This is a genomic window from Extensimonas perlucida (genome assembly GCF_007655255.1).
GTDB lineage: Bacteria > Pseudomonadota > Gammaproteobacteria > Burkholderiales > Burkholderiaceae_C > Extensimonas > Extensimonas perlucida.
Window position 1 is genome coordinate 39612 of sequence record NZ_VMYE01000009.1, and the last position, 23132, is coordinate 62743.

Below are 23132 nucleotides of genomic sequence, written 5' to 3' on the forward strand. Positions count from 1 at the left end.
AGTGTCAAAGCTGAGGGGGGGTGGTGCCCAGCGTGCGGTCGGCGCCCATGCGCCAGTGCGCGCGCGCGCCGCTCGCGAGCGTGAGCATGTCTTCGAGCGCCTGCGCGTCGCGCGCGCGCATGGCTTGCTCGAAGGCGTGTAGCGCTTGTTGGAACAGTTGCGACTGTTCCAGCACATGCTCGCGATTGGCGAGCAGAATGTCGCGCCACATCTTCGGCTCGCCCGCGGCGATGCGCGTGAAGTCGCGAAAACCCGGGCCCGCGAGCGCAAGAAAGGTGTCGCCCTCGGCCTGTCCGCAAATGCTTTGCATGAACGCAAACGCGAGCAAATGCGGCAGGTGGCTCACCGCGGCGAAGGCTTGGTCGTGCGCCTCGGGCGACATTTGCCGCACCTTGCAGCCAAGCGCCTGCCATAGCTGCTCGGCCTTGCGCAGCTGTGCGCCCAGGGTGCGCTCGGTGGGCGTGAGCACGACCTGGCAGCCGCGGTAGAGCTGCGCATCGGCAAACTCCACGCCTGCGACCTCGCGCCCCGTGACCGGGTGTGCGGGCACAAAGGAGCCGATCTGGCTGCCCAGCGCACTGCGCGCGGCTTGCACTACGTCGGTCTTGGTCGAGCCCACGTCCATGACCAGCATGTCGCGTGTGACCAGGTGTTTGATGGACTTGAGCGTGGCCTCGGTCGCGGCCACGGGCACGGCCAGCAGCACCAGGTCGGCGCCCGCCACCGCGAGCAGCGCCGAGGGCGCCGCGACGTCGATCACGCCGAGTTCGCAGGCGCGCTCGGTGGTCGAGGGCGACTTGCTGTAGCCGATCACGCGCCGCACGAGGCCGGCCTGCTTGAGGGCCAGCGCGAACGATCCGCCCATGAGACCGCAGCCGATCAGGCCGAGTTGCTCAAACATCGCTGCGCCTCACGCTGCCACGGGGTAGGCGCCGAGCATCTTGTAGAAGGCGCAGAGCCCGCGCAGTTCCTCCAGCGCGCGCGCCACATGCGGCTGCGACGGATGGCCGTCGAGGTCGATGTAGAAGTAATACTCCCAATGCCCGGTGCGCGCGGGGCGCGACTCGAAGCGCGTCATCGAGACGCCGTGCGTCTTGAGCGGCACGAGCAGATCGTGCACCGCGCCCGGGCGGTTGGGCACCGAGACGACCAGGCTGGTGCAGTCCTTGCCCGAGGGCTGCGGCACTTCGAGCGTGTGCGGCAGGCAGATGACGGCGAAGCGCGTGCGGTTGTAGGCGTCGTCCTGGATCGCGTGCGCGACGATGTAGAGGCCAAACTGCGCGGCTGCACGCTCGCTCGAGAGCGCGGCCCAGGCCGGGTTGGTGCTGGCCAGGCGTGCGCCCTCGGCGTTGCTCGAAACGGGGCGGCGCTCGGCGTGCGGCAGGTGCTTGGCGAGCCAGGCGTGGCATTGCGCGAGCGCCTGCGGGTGCGCGAGCACGGCTTCGATGCCGTCGAGAGAGTTGAGCGTGCGCATGAGGTTGTGCCGCACCAGCAGGCTGACTTCGCCGACGATGTGCGTGGGCGAGTGCAAAAACAGGTCGAGCGAGCGTGCGACCACGCCTTCGGTGGAGTTTTCCACGCCCACGACGCCGAATTGCGCGCTGCCCGCGGCGGTGGCGTGGAACACCTCGTCGAAGGTGGCGCAATACATCAGGTCGGCCGCGCCGCCGAAGAATTCGATCGCGGCCTGCTCGCAGAAAGTGCCTTCGGGGCCGAGCACGGCCACGCGCTGCGGCGCCTCGAGCGCGAGGCAGGCGGACATGATCTCGCGCCAAATCGCGGCCACGTGCGGCCCTTTGAGCGGGCCGGGGTTGGCGTTTTGCATCTTCTCGATGACCTGCGCCACACGGTCGGGACGGAAAAACGGCGTGCCTTCGCGTTTTTTGACTTCACCGACCTGCTCGGCCACGAGCGCGCGGCGGTTCAGCAAGCTGAGCAGTTCCTGGTCAATGGCGTCGATCTGCGCACGCAGCGGCGCGAGTTCAGGGGAGGCTTGGGGTTCGGTCATGGAGTGAAAAGGGGCGTGCTGGCAGGCTCGGGCGTTTTCGGCGCGGGCTTCGGGTTCAGGCGTTCAGGCTTGCGTGCGTTCGAATTCTTGCATGTAGCCAACCAGCGCCTGCACGCCTTCGAGCGGCATGGCGTTGTAGAGGCTTGCGCGCATGCCGCCCACGGACTTGTGCCCTTTGAGCTGCAGCAGGCCGTTGGCGCGCGCGCCAGCCAAAAAGGCCTCGTTGCGGCTTTCATCGCGCAGGAAGAAGGGGATGTTCATGCGCGAGCGGCAGTGCGGCGCGACTTTGTTGTAGTAAAGCTGCGAATTGTCTATGGCGCCGTAGAGCAGCGCGGCCTTGGCGATGTTGCGCTGCTCGAGCGCGGCCACGCCGCTGAGCGCGCCTTCGCGTTGGCGCAAAATCCACTGGAACACCAGCCCCGCGACGTAGATGCCCCAGGTTGGCGGGGTGTTGAACATGGACTGGTGCTCGGCCACGTTGCGCAAGTCGAAGGCGCTCGGGCACACGGGCAGCGCGTGGCCCAGCAGGTCTTCACGCACCACCACGATGGTCAAGCCCGCGGGGCCGAGGTTTTTCTGCGCGCCCGCAAAGGCGAGCCCGACGCGCGACCAATCCACGCTGCGCGAGGCCACATGCGAAGAAAAGTCGATCACCAGCGGCGCCTCGCTGCCGAGCTGGCGCAAGTCGGGCAAGGCGTGAAACTCCACGCCGTGGATGGTTTCGTTGCTGCACAGGTGCACGTAGCTCGCGCCGCGGCTCAGATTCCAGCTTGCGGGCGGCGGCACGGTGGTAAAGCCGCTGTCCGCGCCCGAGGCGACGATGTTCACCTCGCTTGCGTACTTGTGCGCCTCGCGCTCGGACTTCTGGCTCCAGCTGCCCGTGACGACGAAGTCCACCACGCCGGCGCGCGAGAGGTTCAGCGGCACGATGGCGTTCTGCCCCAGCCCGCCGCCTTGCATGAACAGGATGCGAAAGTGCGCGGGCACGGCGAGCAGGGCGCGCAGATCGGCCTCGGCCTGCTCGTAGATAGAAATGAACTCCTTGCCGCGGTGGCTCATCTCCATCACGCCCATGCCGCAGCCGTGCCAGTCGAGCATCTCGGCCGCGGCCTGCTCGAGCACCTCTACGGGCATGGTCGCAGGGCCGGCGGAAAAGTTGTAGGGACGCTTCATGGTTTATAAGAAAAATAGGGCGTTTGTGCAGACGTATCAAGCGCAAGAAGCTATTTATTCAATAGCATAGGGGTTCAGGCGGAATCCTCACCCGCGCCCGTGTTCGCGCCTGTGTCGTCGGCCTCATCGGGGTCGCCACCCTCCGTCTGCGCGTCGTTTTCGACGATGCGCTGCAGGCCGATGAGCTTGGCGCCTTGGTCGAGCGCGATCAGCGTCACGCCTTGTGTGGCGCGGCCAAGCTCGCGGATTTCGGCGACGCGCGTGCGCACGAGCACGCCGGTGTCGGTGATGAGCATGATCTCGTCGTCGGGGCGCACCAGCGTCGCGGCCACGACCTTGCCGTTGCGCTCGCTTTGCTGGATCGCGATCATGCCCTTGGTGCCGCGGCCGTGGCGCGTGTATTCGGTGATGGGGGTGCGCTTGCCGTAGCCGTTTTCGGTCGCGGTGAGCACGCTTTGTGTTTCGTCTTCGGCCACGAGCATGGCGATCACGCGCTGGCCTTCCTCGAGCTGCATGCCGCGCACGCCGCGCGCGTTGCGGCCCATGGGGCGCACGTCGTTTTCATCGAAGCGCACGGCCTTGCCGCCGTCGGAAAACAGCATCACGTCGTGCTTGCCGTCGGTGAGCGCCGCGCCGATCAGATAGTCGCCCTCGTCGAGGTCGACGGCGATGATGCCGGCCTTGCGCGGATTGCTGAATTCAGGCAGCGCGGTTTTCTTCACGGTGCCCATGCTCGTTGCCATGAACACGTAGCGGTCCTCGGGGAAGCTGCGCGCCGCGCCCGTGAGCGGCAACACGACGGTGATCTTCTCGCCTTCGGCAAGCGGAAACATGTTGACGATGGGCCGCCCGCGCGAGCCGCGCGAGCCTGTGGGCGCTTCCCACACCTTGAGCCAATACAGCCGCCCGCGGTTGGAAAAGCACAGGATGTAGTCGTGCGTGTTGGCGATGAAGAGCTGGTCTATCCAGTCGTCCTCTTTGGTCGCCGTGGCCTGCTTGCCGCGCCCGCCGCGTTTTTGTGCGCGGTATTCCGACAGCGGCTGCGCCTTGACGTAGCCCGCGTGGCTTAGCGTGACCACCATGTCGGTGGGCGTGATCAGGTCTTCGGTCGAGAGGTCTTGCGCGCTGTATTCGATCACGCTGCGGCGCGCGCCGAGCTTGGTCTGGCCGAACTCCTGTTTGAGCGTCGCGAGCTCCTCGCCCATGATGGCCGAGACGCGCTCGGGTTTGGCGAGGATGTCGAGCAGGTCTTCGATCGCCGCCATCACTTCCTTGTATTCGGCCACGATCTTGTCCTGCTCCAGGCCCGTGAGGCGCTGCAGGCGCATTTGCAGGATTTCCTGCGCCTGCGTCTCCGACAGGCGATACAGACCGTCGGCCTGCATGCCGAAGGCGCGCTCCAGCCCCTCGGGGCGGTAGTCGTCGGCGTTCACCATGCTGCCGTCTTCGCGGGCGCGCGTGAGCATCTGGCGCACGAGCTGGCTGTCCCAGCTGCGCGCCATGAGCTCGCTCTTGGCCACCGGCGGCGTGGGCGACTCGCGGATGATGCGGATGAACTCGTCGATGTTCGCGAGCGCCACGGCCAGGCCTTCGAGCACATGGCCGCGCTCGCGCGCCTTGCGCAGCTCGAACACCGTGCGGCGCGTGACCACCTCGCGGCGGTGCTGCAAAAAGACCTGCACCAGGTCCTTGAGGTTGCACAGCCGCGGCTGGCCATCGACCAGCGCCACCATGTTGATGCCGAAGGTGTCCTGCAGCTGCGTCTGCTTGTAGAGGTTGTTGAGCACCACCTCGGGCACTTCGCCGCGCTTGAGCTCGATCACCAGGCGCATGCCGGATTTGTCCGACTCGTCCTGGATGTGGCTGATGCCCTCGAGCTTTTTCTCGTGCACGAGCTCGGCCATGCGCTCTTGCAGCGTCTTTTTGTTGACCTGGTAGGGCAGCTCATCGACCACGATGGCCTGGCGCTGACCGCGGTCTATGTCCTCGAAATGGCACTTGGCGCGCATCACCACCCTGCCGCGCCCGGTGCGGTAGCCCTCTTTGACGCCGTTGATGCCGTAGATGATGCCCGCGGTGGGGAAGTCCGGCGCGGGGATGATCTCCATCAGTTCGTCGATCGTGGCCTCGGGGTGCTGCAGCAGGTGCAGGCAGGCATCGACCACTTCATTCAAATTGTGCGGCGGGATGTTGGTCGCCATGCCCACGGCGATGCCGGCCGAGCCGTTGACGAGCAGATTGGGCAGCTTGCTCGGCAGCACCAGCGGCTCTTTTTCGCTGCCGTCGTAGTTGGGGCCGAAATCGACGGTTTCCTTGTCGATGTCGGCGAGCATCTCGTGCGCGATTTTGGCCAGGCGGATTTCGGTGTAGCGCATCGCGGCCGCGTTGTCGCCATCGACCGAGCCAAAATTGCCCTGGCCATCGACGAGCATGTGGCGCAGCGAAAAGTCCTGCGCCATGCGCACGATGGTGTCGTACACGGCAGAGTCGCCATGCGGGTGGTATTTACCGATCACGTCGCCGACGATGCGCGCGGATTTTTTGTAGGGCCGGTTCCAGTCGTTGCCGAGCTCGTGCATGGCGAACAGCACGCGCCGGTGTACGGGCTTGAGGCCGTCGCGCGCGTCCGGTAGCGCGCGGCCCACGATCACGCTCATCGCGTAGTCGAGGTAGCTGCGCCGCATTTCTTCTTCGAGGCTGATCGGCAGGGTTTCTTTGGCAAACGGGTTCATAAGGCGACGGTCAGGGTGTCAGCACAAGGCAAACGGGCATTTTAGGCGGGGCAGCCTGTCGGACTGGAAGCCGCGGCACTTTTCACGAAGGGATGCGCAGGTTGTGCGCCGTCTCGAGCGCCTTGCGCCGGGCCTGCAGCTCGCGGTAGCGCTGCAGCGCCGCCGGGTCCTGGCTGGCCGTGGCGATGAGGGTGCTTTCCTCGGCCTTGATCTGTTCGATCAGCACGCGGTTGAGCAGGTCGCGCAGTTCGGCGCGCAGCTCGTGCAGGTCACCCTCGGTCTGGGCGTGCGAGCCGGTCATGAGCTTTTCGGCCAGCGGCGCGCAGGCGTGGCCGCGCAGGCGCTCGCGCAGCAGTGCCCAGGTCTGCGCGCCGTGCTCGTGCAGCTGTTCTTCGAGCCAGACGAACAAAGGCCCGTGCGGTGGCGGCAGGGCGCAGAGGGCGGCATGGTCTTCGGGCGCGAGCTCTTCGAGGAAGGCCATGTGCGACAGCAGCAGCCGCACGGCGTGGTCGGCGCGGCTCGTGGGGGCCGAGCGCGGCAGGCGGGCGCGCCACGCCGTCGCGGCGTAAGGGCTGGCCGCCGCGCCCGCAAACCCGCCGCGCTCGCTGGCGTGCCGTCCGCCGTGTGGACTGGCGCGCGGGCCGCCGCGCTGCGCCGCGCCCGGCGGCGGGGCGCCCGCGTTGCGTGCAAGGGGCTGGGCCTGCGCCCAGAATTCACTGAGCTCCGCCGCTTCGATTTGCGCCAGGCCTGCGATTTCGCCGAGCAGCTGGCGCTTGAGCAGCCCTTCGGGCAGCGCGCTCCACAGGGCCCTGGCGTGGTGCGTCATCTGCGCGCGGCCTTCAGGCGTGCCCAAGTCGCAGCCCTCGCTCGCGGCGTCGAGCAGAAAACGGCTCAGCGGCACCGCGTCGCCGATGTGGCGCGCAAAAGCATCGCGGCCCCAGGCGCGGATGAAGCTGTCGGGGTCGTGCTCGGGCGGCAGGAACAAAAACTTGAAGCTGCGTGTGTCCTGCGCGTGGGGCAGGGCGGCATCGAGCGCCTTGCGCGCTGCGCGCCGGCCCGCGGCGTCGCCGTCGAAACTGAACACCACGGCGTCGGTAAAGCGCAGCAGCTTTTGCACATGCTCGGGCGTGCAGGCCGTGCCCAGCGTGGCCACCGCGTTCGGAAAGCCGAGCTGCGCCAGCGCGACCACGTCCATGTAGCCCTCGGTCACGAGCGCGTAGCCGTGCTCGCGGATCGCGCTGCGTGCCTCGAACAAGCCGTACAGCTCGCGCCCCTTGTGGAACACCGGCGTTTCGGGCGAGTTGAGGTATTTGGGCTTTTCGTCGCCGAGCACGCGCCCGCCAAAGCCTACGCACTCGCCCTTGACGTTGCGGATCGGGAACATCACGCGGTCGCGAAAGCGGTCGTAGCGCTTGTGGTCTTCGGGCTGCACGATGACCAGGCCCGCCTCTTCGAGCAGCGGGTCGTCGTAATGGGCAAAGACGCCCGCGAGCTTGTGCCAGCCTTCGGGCGCGTAGCCGAGGCCGTAGCGCTTGGCCACGGCGCCCGAGACGCCGCGCTTTTTGAGGTAGGCGATGGCGCGTGGCGACTTGCGCAGCTCCTCGCTATAGGCGGCGGCGGCACGCGCGAGCACTTCGGTCAAGGTGGCGCGCTGTTGCCGCTGCGCCGCAGCGCGCGCCTTGTCCTGCGCCGAGGCGTGCTCCTCGGGCACCTGCAGGCCGACTTGCTGCGCCAGCTCGTGCACGGCCTCGATGAAGTCCAGTCCCGCATGCTCCATCAGAAAGCCGATCGCGTCGCCGCTCTTGCCGCAGCCGAAGCAGTGAAAGAACTGCTTGGACGGACTGACGCTGAACGAGGGCGATTTTTCCGCATGAAACGGGCACAGCCCCATGAAATTGGCGCCGCTTTTCTTGAGCGGCACGTAGCGGCCCACGACGTCGACCACATCGACGCGCGCGAGCAGTTCTTCGATGAAAGACTGGGGGATGGACACGGCGCGATTGTCGCCCAAGGTTCGATGGCGCTGCACCCGCGCCCACGTGAGCACCTCCCCGGCACTGTCCCGCCGGGCTCTTTACATGGATCAGCCCCGTGTCAGCCGCTTTTGCTGTAATCGGGTGTTTGTACGGAAAAAACGCAAGGAGCCCCCATGAGCAGCATCTTCGACCAACATCTCGAACGCAACGCAGCCAACTACGCACCGCTTTCGCCCCTGTCCTTCATCGAGCGTACGGCCGAGGTCTATCCCGAGCGCCTGGCCATCGTGCATGGCGAGCTGCGCCAGAACTGGCGCGACACCTACGCGCGCTGCCGGCGCCTGGCCAGCGCCCTGCGCCAGCGCGGCATAGGCAAGAACGACACCGTGGCCGTGATGCTGCCCAACACGCCGCCCATGGTCGAGGCGCATTTCGGCGTGCCCATGGCGGGCGCGGTGCTCAATGCGCTCAACACCCGGCTCGACCCCGAAGCCATCGCTTTCATGCTCGACCACGGCGAGGCACGCGCGGTCATCGTCGATCCTGAATTCGCGCCCGTCATGGCCAAGGCCCTGGCCCTGCGCCAGAACCCGCAGCCGCTGCTATTGATCGACGTTGAAGACGCCGTCTATGGCGCGGCGGCGCAGCGCCTTGGCAGCCTGAGCTACGAGGGCTTGCTCGCCGAAGGCGACCCGCAGTTTGCCTGGGAGCTGCCCGCCGACGAGTGGGACGCGATCGCCCTCAACTACACCAGCGGCACCACGGGCAACCCCAAGGGCGTGGTTTATCACCACCGCGGCGCGGCGCTCAACGCCATCTCCAACGTGCTCGAATGGGACATGCCCAAGCACGCGGTGTATCTGTGGACGCTGCCTATGTTCCACTGCAACGGCTGGTGCTTTCCGTGGACGGTGGCGGCGCGTGCGGGCGTGAACGTGTGTCTGCGCCGTGTCGAGGCGCAAGCGATTTTCGACGCCATGCGCCAGCACGGCGTCACGCATTACTGCGGCGCGCCCATCGTGCACAGCCTGCTCGTGAATGCGCCGGCCGCGCTCAAAGAGGGTGTGCCCCAAGGCATCAAGGCCATGGTGGCAGGCGCCGCGCCGCCGGCCTCGATGATCGAGGGCATGGAAACCCTGGGCTTCGACCTCACGCATGTGTATGGCCTGACCGAGGTCTATGGCCCGGCCACCGTGTGCGCCAAGCAAGATGCCTGGAGCCAGCTCGACATCGGCGAGCGCGCGCGCCTGAATGCGCGCCAGGGCGTGCGCTACCACCTCGAGCGCGACGTGCGCGTGCTCGACCCCGAAACCATGCAGCCCGTGCCGCAGGACGGCGAAACCATGGGCGAGATCATGTTCCGCGGCAACATCGCGATGAAGGGCTACCTCAAGAACCCCGAGGCCACGGCGCAGGCTTTCCGCGGCGGCTGGTTCCACAGCGGCGACCTCGGCGTGCAATACCCGGACGGCTACATCAAGATCAAGGACCGCAGCAAGGACATCATCATCTCGGGCGGCGAGAACATTTCCTCGATCGAAGTCGAAGACGTGCTCTACCGCCACCCTGCCGTGCTCGCGGCCGCCGTGGTTGCCAAGCCTGACCCGAAATGGGGCGAGACGCCCTGTGCCTTCATCGAGCTCAAGCCCGGCGCGCAGGTCACGGCGCAGGACATCATCGCCCATTGCCGCGCGCACCTCGCAGGCTTCAAAGTGCCGCGCGCCGTGGTGTTTGGCGAGCTGCCCAAGACCAGCACGGGCAAGATCCAGAAGTTCGAACTGCGCAAGCAGGCAGGATCGGCCACGGCCATCAACGTATAAATCTGTGGGGCGAAGGCGCGAAGCCGGTCAAAATAGCGCCTTTGCCAGACCCGAAGGGCTGTCGGCGATTTATCGCCCTTGCCGGCATTTGCCGGCTGCGCTGGGCCTTCGGTGTTTTCCCGATCGATTGGATTCATGTTTTCTCTTTTTTCTCGCAGCAAAATGTCCGACGCACCCGAAGTGACCCCGGCCCCGGCCTCCGCCCCGGCCAAGCTCCACGAGCCGCATCCGCTCGATGCACTGACCGGCGGAGCCTTCTCGGCCGCCACATCCGGCGAGCGCGCCGCGCGCATCCGCGAGTGGCTGGCCACCCAGCCCACGCCCGAGCAGCTGCAGGAAGTGTTCAAAGAGCTCAGCGCGCGCGACAAAGGGGCCGCGCGTGCGGTGCGCGAGCGCCTCGACGAAATCCGCCGCGCCAAGGCGCAGGAGGCCATCGCCGCCGAATGGGCCGACAAAGCCCAGGCGCTGCTGGCTGCACCCAAGCTCAACATCGCCGACGCCCTGGCCTGGCAGCGCGACGCCGCCAAGGCCGGCGCGCCGCTGTCGCGTGAGCCGCTCGCCACGCTCAAGACGCAGCTGGCCGAGCGCGTCAAGGTGATCGAAGACCTGCAGCACCGCGTGCAAGTGCAGCGCGAGGCCGCAGTGCTGCTCGCGCAGCGCATAGAGGTGCTCTCGACCAAGCCCTGGCGCGACGCGCAGGCCGCGCTCGAGCAGCTGCGCGCCGACGTCGCACGCTGGCAGGCGCAGGCCGAGGAGCTCACGGGCGACGCGAGCTGGGCGAGCGTGGAAGCGCGCTTTCCGCCGCTGCTCGAAACCTCGCGCACGCAGCTGCTCGCGGTGTGGGATGCCTTCCAGGCTGCGCTCGCGCAGGCCGTGGCCGCAGCCGAAGATGCGCAGGCGCCGCTGCCGCCCGTGCCCGTGTGGGCCGAAGAACTGCGCGCTGCACGCGGCCTGCCGAGCGAGGCCGCCGCGCGGCCCGAGCGCGCCGCCAAGCCCCAGACTGCGCAGATCGCGCCCGAATTGCGCGAAAAAGCCGAGCAGGCCGTGCGCAGCGCCCTCGCTGCGCTCGAACAGGCCACCGCCGAAGGCCAGGGCAAGGCCACCTCCGCCGCCGCCGCCGCGCTGCGTGCCACGCTCAAGGAGCACGGCAAACACATCGGCGCGGCCCTGGAGCAGCAGGTGCACCAGGCGCTGGTGGCCGCGGGTGAGCTCGAAGGCTGGCAGCGCTGGAGCGCCGACCAGCTGCGCGAAGAACTCGTCGCCAAGGCCGAGGCTCTGCTGCAGCGCCCCGAGGGCCAGGCGCTCGGCGGGCGCAAGATGCAGGAAACCTTGCGCCAGCTGCGCGAGCAATGGAAGCAGGCCGACCAGGGCGGCGCGCCCAACCATGCGCTGTGGAAGCGCTTCGACGAGGCCTGCAATGCCGCGCACAAAGTCGTCGAGGAATGGCTAGACAAAGTGCGCGCCGAAGCCGCGCAGCACCGCGCACAGCGCGAGGCGCTGATCGAGGAGCTCAAAACCTGGGCGCAGACGCAGGCGCAAGCCCTTGCAGCCGCGGGCGACTGGAAGGGGCTGCAGCGCGCGCTGCACCAGTTTGCCGAACGCTGGCGCGACGCCGGGCACCTGGCCGAAAAGGTTTTTGCCGAGTTGCAACCGCTGTGGAAGCAGGCCATGGCCGAAGCCAGCGCACCGCTCGAGGCTGCGCAAAAAGAAAGCCTCGCACGCCGTCACGCCCTGATCGAAGAGGCGCAGGCCCTGGCCTCCGCGCCGAGCTTGCGCATAGACGCCGTGCGGGCCTTGCAGCAGCGCTGGCAGACCGAGGCGCAGGCAGTGCCGCTCGATCGCAAGCTTGAGCAAAAGCTCTGGGAGTCGTTCCGCCAGCCGCTCGACGAGGCCTTTCAGCGCAAGTCGGCCGAGCGCAGCAAGGCCGAGGCCGCGCTCTCTGCGCGCGACCGCGCCGTGATCGACGCCGCGCGCGCCCTCGAAGCGGCAAGCGCGAGCGGCGATGCGCAGCAGATCCGCGCCGCCATGGCCGCGCTCGACGCTGCGTTGCACGCGTCCGCCGCGCCCGAACCTGGCGCTGCCCCCGCCGCTCCCGCTGCAGCAGCGCAGCCCACACCGGGCGCTGCAGAATCCGAACCAAATCAGCCCTTGGCGCCCGCTGAATCTGCACAAGCAGCTCCTGAAGGCGAAGCGAAATCGGTCGCAGAAGCGACGCCCGCCGCAGCTGCTGAAGCCGCGGCCGAAGGCACCGAGCCCCAACACGCGGCTCCCGCAACGACGCCCGCAAAGCCCGCACCGCGCCCCGTGATCGCCGTGCGCGGCGACGACCGCCCCGGCGTGCAGAAGAATCTGCCCGCCACACACCCGCACGGCGCCCGGCCCGCAGGCCGACGCGATGCGCGCCCCGAAGGCGGGCGCGCTGCGTTCGGGCGCGATGCCGGCCGAGCGGGCGAGCGCGCAGGGCGGGGCGGGTACGAGGGGCGAGCTGGGTATGAAGGGCGCGAAGAACGCGCAGAGCGCGCCCCGCGCCTGGGTGACACGGCCTTCCGCGCGCAGCGCGAGGCCCTGGAACGCGCCCAGCTGGCGCTCAAAAAGCTCGCGGCGCAGGCGCATGGCGAAGTGCTCACGCACCTGCTCACAGCCTGGGAAAAGCGCGACCCTGCGCTCGTGCCCGCTGCGCAGGAGCTGGGCGCGCGCGTAAGCGCGGCGCAGCGCAATGCCTGGGTGCAGGCCCTGTCTGCGGCGCCCACGGCGTCTGCGGCAGACGCTGAGCAAACGCTGCTGCGCCTGGAGATCGCCGCCGAAGTGCCCACGCCCGCAGAGCAGTTGAGCGCGCGCCGCCTGCTGCAGCTGCAACTGCTCACGCGCCGCCACGATCCCGCCCCGGCGCAAACTTGGGCGCAGGACATGGCCAAGCTGCTCGCTGCGCCCTACGACGCCGCGCAGGCGCGCCGCCTGCAAAACGTGCTCAAGGTGCTGCTGCGCAAATGAGCCAGGCCAAGGGGCAGGGCCAGGGCGGGGTGCCCGAAGCGCATGGGCCGGCACCGGACGCGGCGCCGCCCGCACCAACACCGGCTGTAGGGCAGGGCGGGGCCGAGCAAGGGCATGCCTGCCATACCGATCACGAACCCGCCGACGCCAGTCCCCCTGCCTGCGGCCCGCATGCGCACCACGGGCACCATGCACACTTTCACCCCGAGCACCACCACGGCCAGGCCCCGCAGGACTTCGGCCGCGCGTTCGCGCTCGGCATCGCGCTCAACCTTGGCTTCGTCGTGCTCGAAGCGGCAAGCGGCTGGTGGGCCGGCTCGCTCGCCCTGCTTGCCGACGCGGCGCACAACCTGAGTGACGTGGCAGGCCTGGCGCTCGCCTGGGCCGGCGCCTGGGCGCTGCAGCTCAAACCCGATGCGCGCCACACCTACGGCTGGCAGCGCGCGTCCATCCTCGCGGCCTTCGCCAACGCCGTGCTGCTGTTTGCGGCCATGGGCTGGCTGGCCTGGGAGGCCGTGCAGCGCCTCGCGCAGCCGCAGGCCGTGCAGGGCTGGACGGTGGTGGGCGTGGCCGCTGCGGGCATCGTGGTCAACAGTGCCACGGCGCTGCTGTTTTTGCGCGGCCAGCACGGCGACCTGAACGTGCGCGGCGCCTTTTTGCACATGGCGGCCGACGCGCTGGTGTCGCTGGGCGTGGTGATTGCGGGCGCGCTGTACCTGTGGCGCGGCTGGGGCTGGTTGGACCCGGTCATGAGCCTCACGGTGGCCGTCGTGATCGTGCTCGGCAGCTGGGGGCTGCTGCGCGAATCCACGCGCCTGCTGTTCGACGGCGTACCCGAGCGCGTGGACCCACTCGCCGTGCGCGCTTACCTCGAACAGCTGCCCGGCGTGGAGCACGTGGACGACCTGCACATCTGGGCCATGGGCACCACGCAGATCGCGCTCTCGGCGCATTTGATCGCGCCCGGCGGGCCGCTGGGCGACGCTGCACTGCACCGCGCCGCCGAAGAGCTGCGCAGCCGCTTCGGCATCCAGCACGCCACGCTACAGGTCCTGCAGCAGCCGATCGAGTCACTGCGTGCATCTCACGGTTGAAAGCCGTTTTCGCAACGCACTCGTCCCGCTGCCGCACGCGCTAACATCCGCGCCTTCGTTTTTTTCACCAACCGCCCAACCAAAGAGGAATCCAGATGCTGGGGCTCATGCAAAAACAACCGTTGCTGATTTCTTCGTTGATCCAGTTCGCCGAGCGCTACCATGGCGACACCGAGGTCGTGTCGCGCCGGGTCGAGGGCGACATCCACCGCTACACCTACCGCGAGCTTGCGGCGCGTGCGCGGCAGCTCGCGAACACGCTCGAGCGCGAGGGTTTGCAGTTTGGCGACCGCGTGGCCAGCCTGGCCTGGAATGGCTACCGCCACATGGAGATGTATTTCGGCGTGAGCGGCTCGGGCCGCGTGCTGCACACCATCAACCCGCGCCTGCACCCCGAGCAGGTGGCCTGGATCGTGAACCATGCCGAAGACCAGGTGTTGTGCTTTGACACTACCTTTTTGCCGCTGGTGCAGGCCGTGCACGCGCAGTGCCCAACGGTGAAGAAATGGGTCGCCCTGTGCGACGCCGACAAGCTGCCGGCCGACAGCGGCATCCCCGGCCTCGTGAGCTACGAGTCCTGGATCGGCGGCGCAAGCAGCACCTACACCTGGCCCGAGTTCGACGAAAACACCGCCTCGGGCCTGTGTTACACCAGCGGCACCACCGGGCATCCCAAGGGCGTGCTCTACAGCCACCGCTCGAACGTGCTGCATGCCTACGGCGCTGCGCTGCCCGACGTGATGGGGCTTTCCGCGCGCGACGCCGCCATGCCCGTGGTGCCCATGTTCCACGTGAATGCCTGGGGGCTTCCGTATTCGGCGCCGCTCACGGGCTGCAAACTCGTGCTGCCCGGGCCGGCGCTCGACGGCAAGTCGCTGTACGAGCTCATGGAGGCCGAGGGCGTGACCTTCGCCGCGGGCGTGCCCACCATCTGGCAGATGCTGCTCAACCATGTGCGCGCGGGTGGCCTCAAGTTCAGCACTTTGCGACGCACGGTGATCGGCGGCTCCGCCTGCCCGCCGGCCCTGATCGACGCCTACCGCGATGAATTCGGCGTGACGGTGCTGCACGCCTGGGGCATGACCGAGACGAGCCCGCTGGGCACGCTCTCTACGCTCAAAAGCAAGCACCTGGGCCTGCCGCGCGAAGAGCAGATGAAGCTGCTGCAAAAGCAGGGCCGGCCGATTTTCGGCGTGGACTTGCGCATCGTGGATGGCGCGGGCCAGGATCAGCCCTGGGACGGCAAGACCTATGGCGACCTGCTGATCCGCGGCCCGTGGATCGTCGACAGCTACTTCAAGGGCGAAAAATCGCCGCTCGTGGTCGATGCCCAAGGGCATGGCTGGTTTCCCACGGGCGACGTGGCCACCATAGACCCTGATGGCTTCATGCAGATCACCGACCGCAGCAAGGACTTGATCAAGTCCGGCGGCGAGTGGATCAGCTCGATCGACATCGAAAACATCGCCATGGCGCATCCCGCCGTCGCGATGGCGGCCTGTGTGGGCATGCCGCACCCCAAGTGGGACGAGCGCCCCATCGTCGTCGTGGTCAAGCGCCCTGGCGCCGAAGTCACGCGCGAGGAATTGCTGGCCTTTTATGAAGGCAAGATCGCGAAATGGCAAATCCCCGACGACGTGGTGTTCGTCGATGCGATCCCGCTGGGCGCGACGGGCAAGATGCTCAAGGCCAAGCTGCGTGAGCAGCTCAAGGATTACAAGTTGCCTGGCGTCTAAATCGGTCGCATGGGTGACTCGCGCTCAGGGCAATCCCTGAGCGTTTTTTTTGTGCACTGCAGTAGCCTTGTCGCCTGTCCAACTCACAGGAGACGATCCCATGCAACTCGCTTTCAAGACAATAGCTGCTACCGTCCTATTGGCAAGCGCCAGCGGCGCTTTTGCCCAAAAAGGAGAGACGGTCAAGATTGCCTGGCTGGACCCGCTTTCGGGGCTCATGGCGGCGGTGGGGACGAACCAGCTCAAGACCACGCAGTTCCTGGCCGAAGAGTTCAACAAGAAAAACGCGGCCGGCGTCAAGTTCGAGGTCATAGGCATAGACAACAAGCTCAGCCCGCAGGAGACCACGAGCGCGCTGCGCTCTGCCATGGATCAGGGCGCGCGCTACGTGCTGCAGGGCAATGGCTCGGGGCCCGCGCTCGCGATCATCGACGCGCTCGAAAAGCACAACGTGCGCAACCCCGGCAAAGAGGTGATCTACCTGAATTACGCGGCCGTCGATCCGGACCTCACGAACAGCAAGTGCAGCTACTGGCACTTTCGCTACGACGCCGATACCTCGATGAAGATGGAGGCGCTGACCACCTACATGAAGGATCAGCCCGAGATCAAGAAGATCTACCTCATCAACCAGAACTACTCGCACGGCCAGCAGGTATCCAAATTCGCCAAGGCCATGATGAAGCGCAAGCGCCCCGAGGTGGAATTCGTCGGTGACGACTTGCATCCGCTCGCCCAGGTGCGCGACTTTTCCCCTTACATCGCGAAGATCAAGCAGTCGGGTGCCGACACCGTCATCACCGGCAACTGGGGCTCCGATTTGACCTTGCTCATCAAGGCCGCGAACGACGCGGGCTTGAACGTCAAGTTCTACACCTACTACGCCGTGACCACGGGCACGCCCACGGCCATGGGCGCGGCTTCTGCGGGCAAGGTCTATCAGGTCAGCTACGCGCACTACAACATGGGCGGCGAGATCGGCAAGCTCGCCGACCAGTTCAAGGCCAAGTTCAACGACGACCTCTATACCTCGGACATCTATACGGTGTTCGCATCGTTGGTTGAAGCGTTCACGCGCACCAAGTCGACCGACCCCGTGAAGGTTGCGGCAACGCTCGAAGGGATGCGCTTCAAGAGCTTCAATGGCGAGGTCGAGATGCGCAAGACCGACCACCAGCTGCAACAGGGCCTCTACATCACGCGCTGGGAAAAGGCCAGCGCCAAGTACCCGTATTCGCCCGAAAACACGGGCTACACGCTGGTGCCTGTGAAGTATTACGAGCCTTACGTCGCGAGCACGCCCACTTCGTGCCAGATGAAGCGGCCGTCCTGAGCCTCCTCTGGGCTCTTAACCAAGCAGTGAGCGGAGTGCGCAGACATTGCGCTCTCCGCGACGGCGTGGATGTTTGATTTCCTGCTGCAGATGCCCCCCGATGAATGCCGAATTTTTCGTGATCTCGCTGCTCAATGGCGTGAGCTATGGGCTGCTTTTGTTCATGCTCAGTGCGGGCCTTACGCTGATTTTCAGCATGATGGGCGTGCTCAATTTCGCGCACACGAGCTTTTACATGCTGGGCGCGTATTTCGCTTATAGCCTCTCGGGCGTGCTGGGTTTTTGGCCGGCGCTGGTGCTTGCGCCGCTGCTGGTGTTCACGCTGGGCGCGGCGTTCGAGCGCTATTGCCTGCGCCGTGTGCACCGCTTCGGGCATGTGGCCGAGTTGCTCGTCACCTTCGGCCTCTCGTACGTGATCCTCGAGCTCGTGCAACTCGTGTGGGGCCGTGCCGCCGTGCCTTACGGGCTGCCGCCGCAGTTGCAGGGTGCGCTGTTCACGCTCTACGGCACGCAGTTTCCGAAGTCGCGCGCTTTCATCATGCTCGTGGCCGTCTTGATGCTGCTCGGCGTGTGGCTGCTGCTCACGCGCACGCGCATCGGGCTCGTGATCCAGGCGGCGCTCACGCACCCGCAGATGGCCGAGGCGCTGGGCCACAACGTGCCGCGCGTGTTCACGCTGGTGTTCGGCGGCGGCGCCGCGCTCGCGGGCCTCGCAGGGGTGATTGGCGGCAACGCCTACATCACCGAGCCGGCCATGGCGGCGTCTGTGGGCTCCATCGTGTTCGTCGTGGTGGTGGTCGGCGGCATGGGCTCGCTCGCCGGGGCTTTTTTGGCTTCGCTGCTGATCGGCGTCGTGCAGACTTTTGCCGTGGCCATAGACGCCTCGTTTGCGAGCGCCTTGCAGAGCCTCGGCGTAGCCGTGTCCGAGAGCACCTTCGGCGCGCCGCTGCTGCAGCTCACGCTGGCGCAGGTGGCGCCCATCTTGCCTTACCTGTTCCTGGTGCTGATGCTGATCTTCCGTCCCAAGGGGCTGCTCGGGACGCGCGAGGATTGACCCAGCCCAAAGACGACCAAGACTCCATTTTGAGCCATCCATGCCTTCTTTCTCTGCCGCCACACAGCGTGGCTACCACTTTCGGCCGCTGAACCTCGGGCGCGTTTTTGTCTGGGGGCTGTTCGCCTTGATGCTGGCGCTCGCGCCGCTGCTGTTTCGCAGCAGCCTCGCGCTGACCATGCTCGCGCAGATCGGCTACCTCATCATCATTTGCCTGTCTTACAACATCCTGCTCGGCCAGGGCGGCATGTTGAGCTTCGGCCATGCCGTCTATACGGGGCTGGGCGCCTTCATCGCCGTGCACGCGATGAACCTCGCAAGCCAAGGGTCGATCGCGCTGCCGCTGGTGCTGGTGCCGCTCGTCGGTGGCGTGGCGGGGATGTTTTTTGCCGCCTTGCTGGGTTACGTGAGCACGCGCAAGGCCGGCACCACCTTTGCAATGATCACGCTCGGAATCGGGGAACTCATGGCCTCGATGGCGCTGATGTTCCCGGGTTTTTTCGGTGGCGAGGGCGGGGTGAGCACCAACCGCGTCTATGGCCGGTCTTTCTTTGGCTTTGACTTCGGCCCCAGCATCCAGGTGTATTACCTGATCGCGGTCTATTGCTTCGTGTGTACGGTGGCGATGTTTGCTTTCACGGGCACGCCGCTCGGGCGCATGCTCAATGCCGTGCGCGACAACCCCGAGCGCGTGGAGTTCGTGGGCTACAACACGCAGCGCGTGCGCCACCTGGCTTTCATCATCGCGGGTTTTTTTGCGGGCATAGGCGGGGCGCTCACTGCGATCCAGTTCGAGATCGTCACCGCGGCCGACAGTCTGAGCGTGGTGCGTTCGGGGAGTTATCTGCTGTTCACCTTCCTCGGCGGTGCCACCTTCTTTTTCGGCCCCATCATCGGCGCCGTGCTGCTCGTGCTCGCTTCGGTGCTGCTGTCCGAACTGACCAAGGCGTGGCTGCTCTACCTCGGGCTGGCATTCCTCTTCATGGTGATGTTCGCGCCCGGCGGCATTGCGAGCCTGGTCATGCTCAACCTGCGCCTGGCTTCCTTGGGCAAGCTGCGCGGCTTGGGCGTCGCGTACCTCGCACTGGCCGGCACGGCGCTCGTGGCCGTGCTGGGTGCCGCGGCCATGGTCGAGATGACCTATCACCTGCAGCTCAACGAAGCGCTGGGGCCGCAAATGTCCTTTTTGGGCGCGACGCTCGACGCCAAGGCGATCGATAGCTGGGTCGGTGCAGTCTTGGTGTTGCTTACGGGGGCGGGCTTGTTCGAGTTGTGCCGGCGCCAGTTTGCGCGCCAGTGGGATGCTGCCATGGAAGGTGGTACGCAGGCCGCACACGGAGGTGCGCAATGACGACTTCCACCCTCGGCGCATCCCCAACGGCGCAAGGCTACGCGCTCGAGTTGCGTGACGTGCGCAAGCGCTTTGGCAAGACCGAGATCATCCGCGGCGCGAATCTGGCCGTGGCCGCGGGCGAGCGCGTGGCCATCATTGGCCCCAATGGCGCGGGCAAATCGACCTTGTTCAACCTCATCAGCGGGCGTTTCGCGCCCACGAGTGGCGAAGTGCTGCTGCACGGCGCCCGCATAGATGGCAAAAAACCGTTCGAAATCAATCGCCTGGGGCTGTCGCGCAGCTTTCAGATCACGAACATCTTTCCCAACCTCAGCGTGTTCGAGAACCTGCGCTGCGGCGTGCTCTGGAGCCTGGGTTACCGCTACAGCTTCTGGCGTCTGCTGAGCAAGCTGCACGACGCGAACGAGCGCGCCGCGCAGCTCATGGAGATGATCCACCTTGCGCACAAGCGCGACACCCTGGCCATGCATCTGACCTACGCCGAGCAGCGCGCGCTCGAGATCGGCATCACCATCGCGGGCGGCGCGCGCGTGATCCTGCTCGACGAGCCCACGGCTGGCATGAGCCACAGCGAAACGGCGCACTTCATCGAGCTCATCCGCAGCGTCACCGAAGGGCGCACGCTACTGACCGTGGAGCACGACATGGGCGTGGTGTTTGGCCTGGCCGACAAAATCGCCGTGGTTGTCTATGGCGAGGTCATCGCCTTCGACACGCCCGAAAAAGTGCGTGCCAACGCGCGCGTGCAAGAGGCCTACCTCGGCTCGGCCGTGGCAGACGCGCAAACGCCGGCCAGCGTGCAGGGAGGACATTGACATGCTGCAGATACGCGATCTCCATGCCTTTTACGGCAAAAGCCACGTGCTGCATGGCGTGTCCTTCGACGTGCAGCCGGGCGAAATCGTCGCGCTGCTCGGGCGCAACGGCTCAGGCCGCTCGACCACCGCCAAGGCCATCATGGGCCTGGTGCAATGGCAGGGCGACCTCCGCTGGAAGGAGCAGCCGCTTGCAGGCCGCAAAACCTACGAAATCGCCCACCTGGGCCTGGGCTACGTGCCGGAGAGCCGCGACATTTTTCCGCGCCTGACGGTGCACCAGAACCTGCTGCTCGGGCAAAAAGGCAAGGGGCGCGGCAGCCGTTGGACCTTCGACGACATGTACCGCATGTTCCCGCGCCTCAAGGAGCGCGAGCACACCGAAGCGGGCGTGATGTCGGGGGGCGAGCAGCAGATGCTCACGCTGTGCCGCACGCTCATGGGCGACCCGGATCTCATCATCATCGACGAGCCTACCGAGGGCCTGGCGCCCAAAATCGTCGCGCAGGTCGGGCAATACCTGCAAGCGCTGCGCGCGCGCGGCGTGTCGGTGCTGCTGATCGAGCAAAAGCTCACGATCGCGATGCACATTTCCGACCGTGCGCTGGTCATGGGCCACGGCCGCATCGTGCACGAAGGCCCGCCCGCGAGCCTGGGCGCCGACAGCGCCGTGCGCAAGGAATGGCTGGAGGTGTGACGATGGCAGCCGGCAGCCCGCGGCGGAGGCGATGTCGGCTTTGTCTCTGCCGCGACAGCGCGCTGCCGGCGTGGCAGGCATAGGGTCATATGAAGTCTCTACAATAAAAACGCACGACCGTTCTTTTTTGACTTGCGCAAACAGGGATGCAGCGGGATGCTTTGTCATGGGGTGAACGCCTTGCCCAAGCCCGATTTGCGTAAGTCGTGTTTTTTACTCACGAAGGAAGCGCAGCATGACCGCTGAATACCAAGTCCACGGCGACGTTGCCGTGATCACGCTGAACAACCCGCCCGTCAATGGGTTGGGCTATTTGACCCGCAAGGCCATCGTCGCGGGTCTCAATCGCGCCGAAGACGATGCCGCGGTGCAGGCCATCGTGCTCACCGGCGCGGGCGCGGCTTTTTCGGGCGGCGCCGACATCAAGGAATTCGGCACGCCACAGGCCATGCAGCAGCCGAACCTGCCCTCGGTGGTGGCGATCCTCGAGCAGGTGCGCAAACCCGTCATCGCGGCCATCCACTCGGTATGCATGGGTGGCGGGCTCGAGTTGGCGCTGGGTTGCCACTACCGCGTGGTGGCGCCGGGCTGCAGTGTGGCGCTGCCCGAGGTCAAGCTCGGTTTGCTGCCGGGTGCGGGCGGCACGCAGCGCCTGCCGCGCGTGCTGGGTGTGGAGACGGCGCTCAACATGATCGTGAGCGGCGAGGCCGTGAAGAGCGAGATGCTCGCTGCGCTGCCTGGGCAGAAACTGTTCGACAAGCTCGCCGCTTCCCCTGAAGCGCTGCTGACCGAGGCCATGGCCTTCGCGCGCGAAGTCGCGGCCAAGCACCAAGCCGGCGCGCCGCTGCCGCTCGTGCGCAGCCTGCCGTGCAAGCACCCGCAAGGCGACGGCTACTTTGGCTTTGCGCGCAACATGGTGCGCGGCATGGCCAAAAATTTCCCGGCGCCGCTCAAGTGCGTGGATGCAGTCGAAGCGGCCACGCAGGGCAAGTTCGAGGACGGCTTGCGGCGCGAGGCGGAACTGTTCGCACAGCTCATGCTCACGCCCGAGTCGCGCGCGCTGCGCCACCTTTTCCTGGCCGAGCGCGCCGCGTCCAAGATTCCGGACGTGCCCGCCGATACGCCCAAGCGCACCATCGCCACGGTGGCCGTGATCGGCGCTGGCACCATGGGCGGCGGCATCACGATGAACTTCCTGAACGCGGGCATTCCCGTGAAACTGCTCGAAATGAAGCAGGAGGCGCTCGAGCGCGGCGTCGCCACGATCCGCAAGAACTACGAGGCGCAGATCAAGAAGGGCAAGCTCAAGCAAGACAAATACGAGCAGCGCATGGCGCTTTTGAGCACCACGCTGAGCTACGCCGACATCGCCAATGCCGATCTCGTGATCGAGGCCGTGTTCGAGGATATGGGCGTCAAGGAGGCCGTGTTCAAGCAGCTCGACGCCGTGATGAAGCCCGGCGCCATTTTGGCCACCAACACCTCCACGCTCGACGTCAACAGGATTGCCGCAGTGACCAAGCGCCCGCAGGACGTGCTGGGCATGCACTTTTTCAGTCCCGCGAACGTGATGAAGCTGCTCGAAGTCGTGCGCGGTGAAAAGACAGCCAAGGACGTGCTCGCTACCGTCATGGCCGTGGCCAAGAAGATCAAGAAGACCGCGGTGGTCGCCGGCGTGTGCGACGGCTTCATCGGCAACCGCATGATCGAGCAATACGGCCGCCAGGCGGGCTTTTTGCTCGACGAGGGCTGCACGCCCGCGCAGGTGGACAAGGCCATCGAAAAATTCGGCTTTGCCATGGGGCCGTTTCGCATGAACGACCTTGCGGGCAACGACATCAGCTGGGCCATCCGCAAGCGCCGCTACGTCGAAAAGCCCGACATGAAATACAGCAAGACGGCCGACCTGCTGTGCGAGATGGGGCGCTTTGGCCAGAAAACCGGCGCCGGCTGGTACGACTACCAACCGGGCAAGCGCGATGCCATCCCCAGCCCCGTGGTCGAGAAAATGCTCGAAGAGCACCGCAAGAGCCTGGGCATCACGCCGCGCAAGATTTCCGAGGAGGAGATCGTCCAGCGCCTGGTGTTCGCGCTCGTCAACGAAGGCGCGCACATCCTCGAAGACGGCATCGCAAGCCGCGCGAGCGACATCGACCTGGTCTATCTCACGGGCTATGGCTTTCCGCTGCACCGCGGCGGCCCCATGCTTTACGCCGACGAGGTGGGTTTGTGCAATCTCGTGCAGGCGATGCGGCGTTTCCGCCAGAACCCGAATGACGACGCCGCCTTCTGGCAGCCCGCGCCCTTGCTCGCACGCCTGGCCGACGAAGGCAAGACGTTCAATTAAGC

15 protein-coding genes are annotated in these 23132 nt (G+C 66.4%); 10 read left to right on the forward strand and 5 right to left on the reverse strand.

Annotated features, from left to right (window positions below; translation table 11 throughout):
• Positions 1-4: 4 nt before the first annotated feature.
• From FK527_RS09530 to dnaG, 5 genes are all read right to left on the reverse strand, one after another.
• Positions 5-901 carry a prephenate dehydrogenase gene (locus FK527_RS09530; RefSeq protein WP_144732730.1) on the reverse strand — a complete coding sequence of 299 codons (897 nt, stop codon included), beginning with the start codon at positions 899-901 and terminating at the stop codon, positions 5-7.
• Positions 902-910: 9 nt separating this feature from the next.
• Positions 911-2008 carry a prephenate dehydratase gene (pheA, locus tag FK527_RS09535; RefSeq protein WP_144732733.1) on the reverse strand — a complete coding sequence of 366 codons (1098 nt, stop codon included), beginning with the start codon at positions 2006-2008 and terminating at the stop codon, positions 911-913.
• 63 nt (positions 2009-2071) lie between these two features.
• Complete coding sequence (gene serC / locus FK527_RS09540; protein WP_144732736.1) at positions 2072-3181, reverse strand: 3-phosphoserine/phosphohydroxythreonine transaminase; 1110 nt, start codon at positions 3179-3181, stop codon at positions 2072-2074.
• A 74-nt stretch (positions 3182-3255) separates the two neighbouring features.
• A complete protein-coding gene (gyrA, locus tag FK527_RS09545) occupies positions 3256-5913 on the reverse strand; it encodes a DNA gyrase subunit A (RefSeq protein WP_144732739.1) in 2658 nt (885 codons plus the stop codon).
• An 82-nt stretch (positions 5914-5995) separates the two neighbouring features.
• Positions 5996-7906 carry a DNA primase gene (gene dnaG, locus FK527_RS09550; RefSeq protein ID WP_144732742.1) on the reverse strand — a complete coding sequence of 637 codons (1911 nt, stop codon included), beginning with the start codon at positions 7904-7906 and terminating at the stop codon, positions 5996-5998.
• Positions 7907-8062: 156 nt separating this feature from the next.
• Here dnaG and FK527_RS09555 point away from each other — a divergent pair, with 156 nt between their 5' ends.
• The 10 genes from FK527_RS09555 to FK527_RS09600 all read left to right on the forward strand — a co-directional run bounded on the left by FK527_RS09555 (position 8063) and on the right by FK527_RS09600 (position 23130).
• The gene (locus tag FK527_RS09555; RefSeq protein WP_144732745.1) at positions 8063-9709 is read left to right on the forward strand and encodes an acyl-CoA synthetase; all 1647 of its coding nucleotides are present in this window, start codon (positions 8063-8065) and stop codon (positions 9707-9709) included.
• Positions 9710-9844: 135 nt separating this feature from the next.
• Complete coding sequence (locus FK527_RS09560; RefSeq protein WP_144732748.1) at positions 9845-12700, forward strand: DUF349 domain-containing protein; 2856 nt, start codon at positions 9845-9847, stop codon at positions 12698-12700.
• The gene (locus tag FK527_RS09565; RefSeq protein WP_144732751.1) at positions 12697-13794 is read left to right on the forward strand and encodes a cation diffusion facilitator family transporter; all 1098 of its coding nucleotides are present in this window, start codon (positions 12697-12699) and stop codon (positions 13792-13794) included. The genes FK527_RS09560 and FK527_RS09565 overlap by 4 nt, the downstream gene beginning before the upstream one ends.
• Positions 13795-13889: 95 nt before the next feature.
• Positions 13890-15530, forward strand: a complete 1641-nt coding sequence (locus tag FK527_RS09570; protein ID WP_144732754.1) for a 3-(methylthio)propionyl-CoA ligase — start codon at positions 13890-13892, stop codon at positions 15528-15530.
• 100 nt (positions 15531-15630) lie between these two features.
• Entirely contained in the window at positions 15631-16863 is a 1233-nt protein-coding gene (locus tag FK527_RS09575; protein WP_144732757.1) for a branched-chain amino acid ABC transporter substrate-binding protein, read from the forward strand.
• Between the two features lie 100 nt (positions 16864-16963).
• Complete coding sequence (locus FK527_RS09580) at positions 16964-17917, forward strand: branched-chain amino acid ABC transporter permease (protein ID WP_144732760.1); 954 nt, start codon at positions 16964-16966, stop codon at positions 17915-17917.
• Positions 17918-17957: 40 nt separating this feature from the next.
• A complete protein-coding gene (locus FK527_RS09585) occupies positions 17958-19268 on the forward strand; it encodes a branched-chain amino acid ABC transporter permease (protein WP_144732763.1) in 1311 nt (436 codons plus the stop codon).
• On the forward strand, positions 19265-20086 hold the full coding sequence (locus FK527_RS09590; protein ID WP_144732766.1) for an ABC transporter ATP-binding protein: 822 nt from the start codon (positions 19265-19267) through the stop codon (positions 20084-20086). The genes FK527_RS09585 and FK527_RS09590 overlap by 4 nt, the downstream gene beginning before the upstream one ends.
• A gap of 1 nt (position 20087) precedes the next feature.
• The gene (locus tag FK527_RS09595) at positions 20088-20783 is read left to right on the forward strand and encodes an ABC transporter ATP-binding protein (RefSeq protein WP_144732769.1); all 696 of its coding nucleotides are present in this window, start codon (positions 20088-20090) and stop codon (positions 20781-20783) included.
• A 235-nt stretch (positions 20784-21018) separates the two neighbouring features.
• Positions 21019-23130 carry a 3-hydroxyacyl-CoA dehydrogenase NAD-binding domain-containing protein gene (locus tag FK527_RS09600; protein WP_144732772.1) on the forward strand — a complete coding sequence of 704 codons (2112 nt, stop codon included), beginning with the start codon at positions 21019-21021 and terminating at the stop codon, positions 23128-23130.
• The last annotated feature ends 2 nt before the right edge of the window (positions 23131-23132 follow it).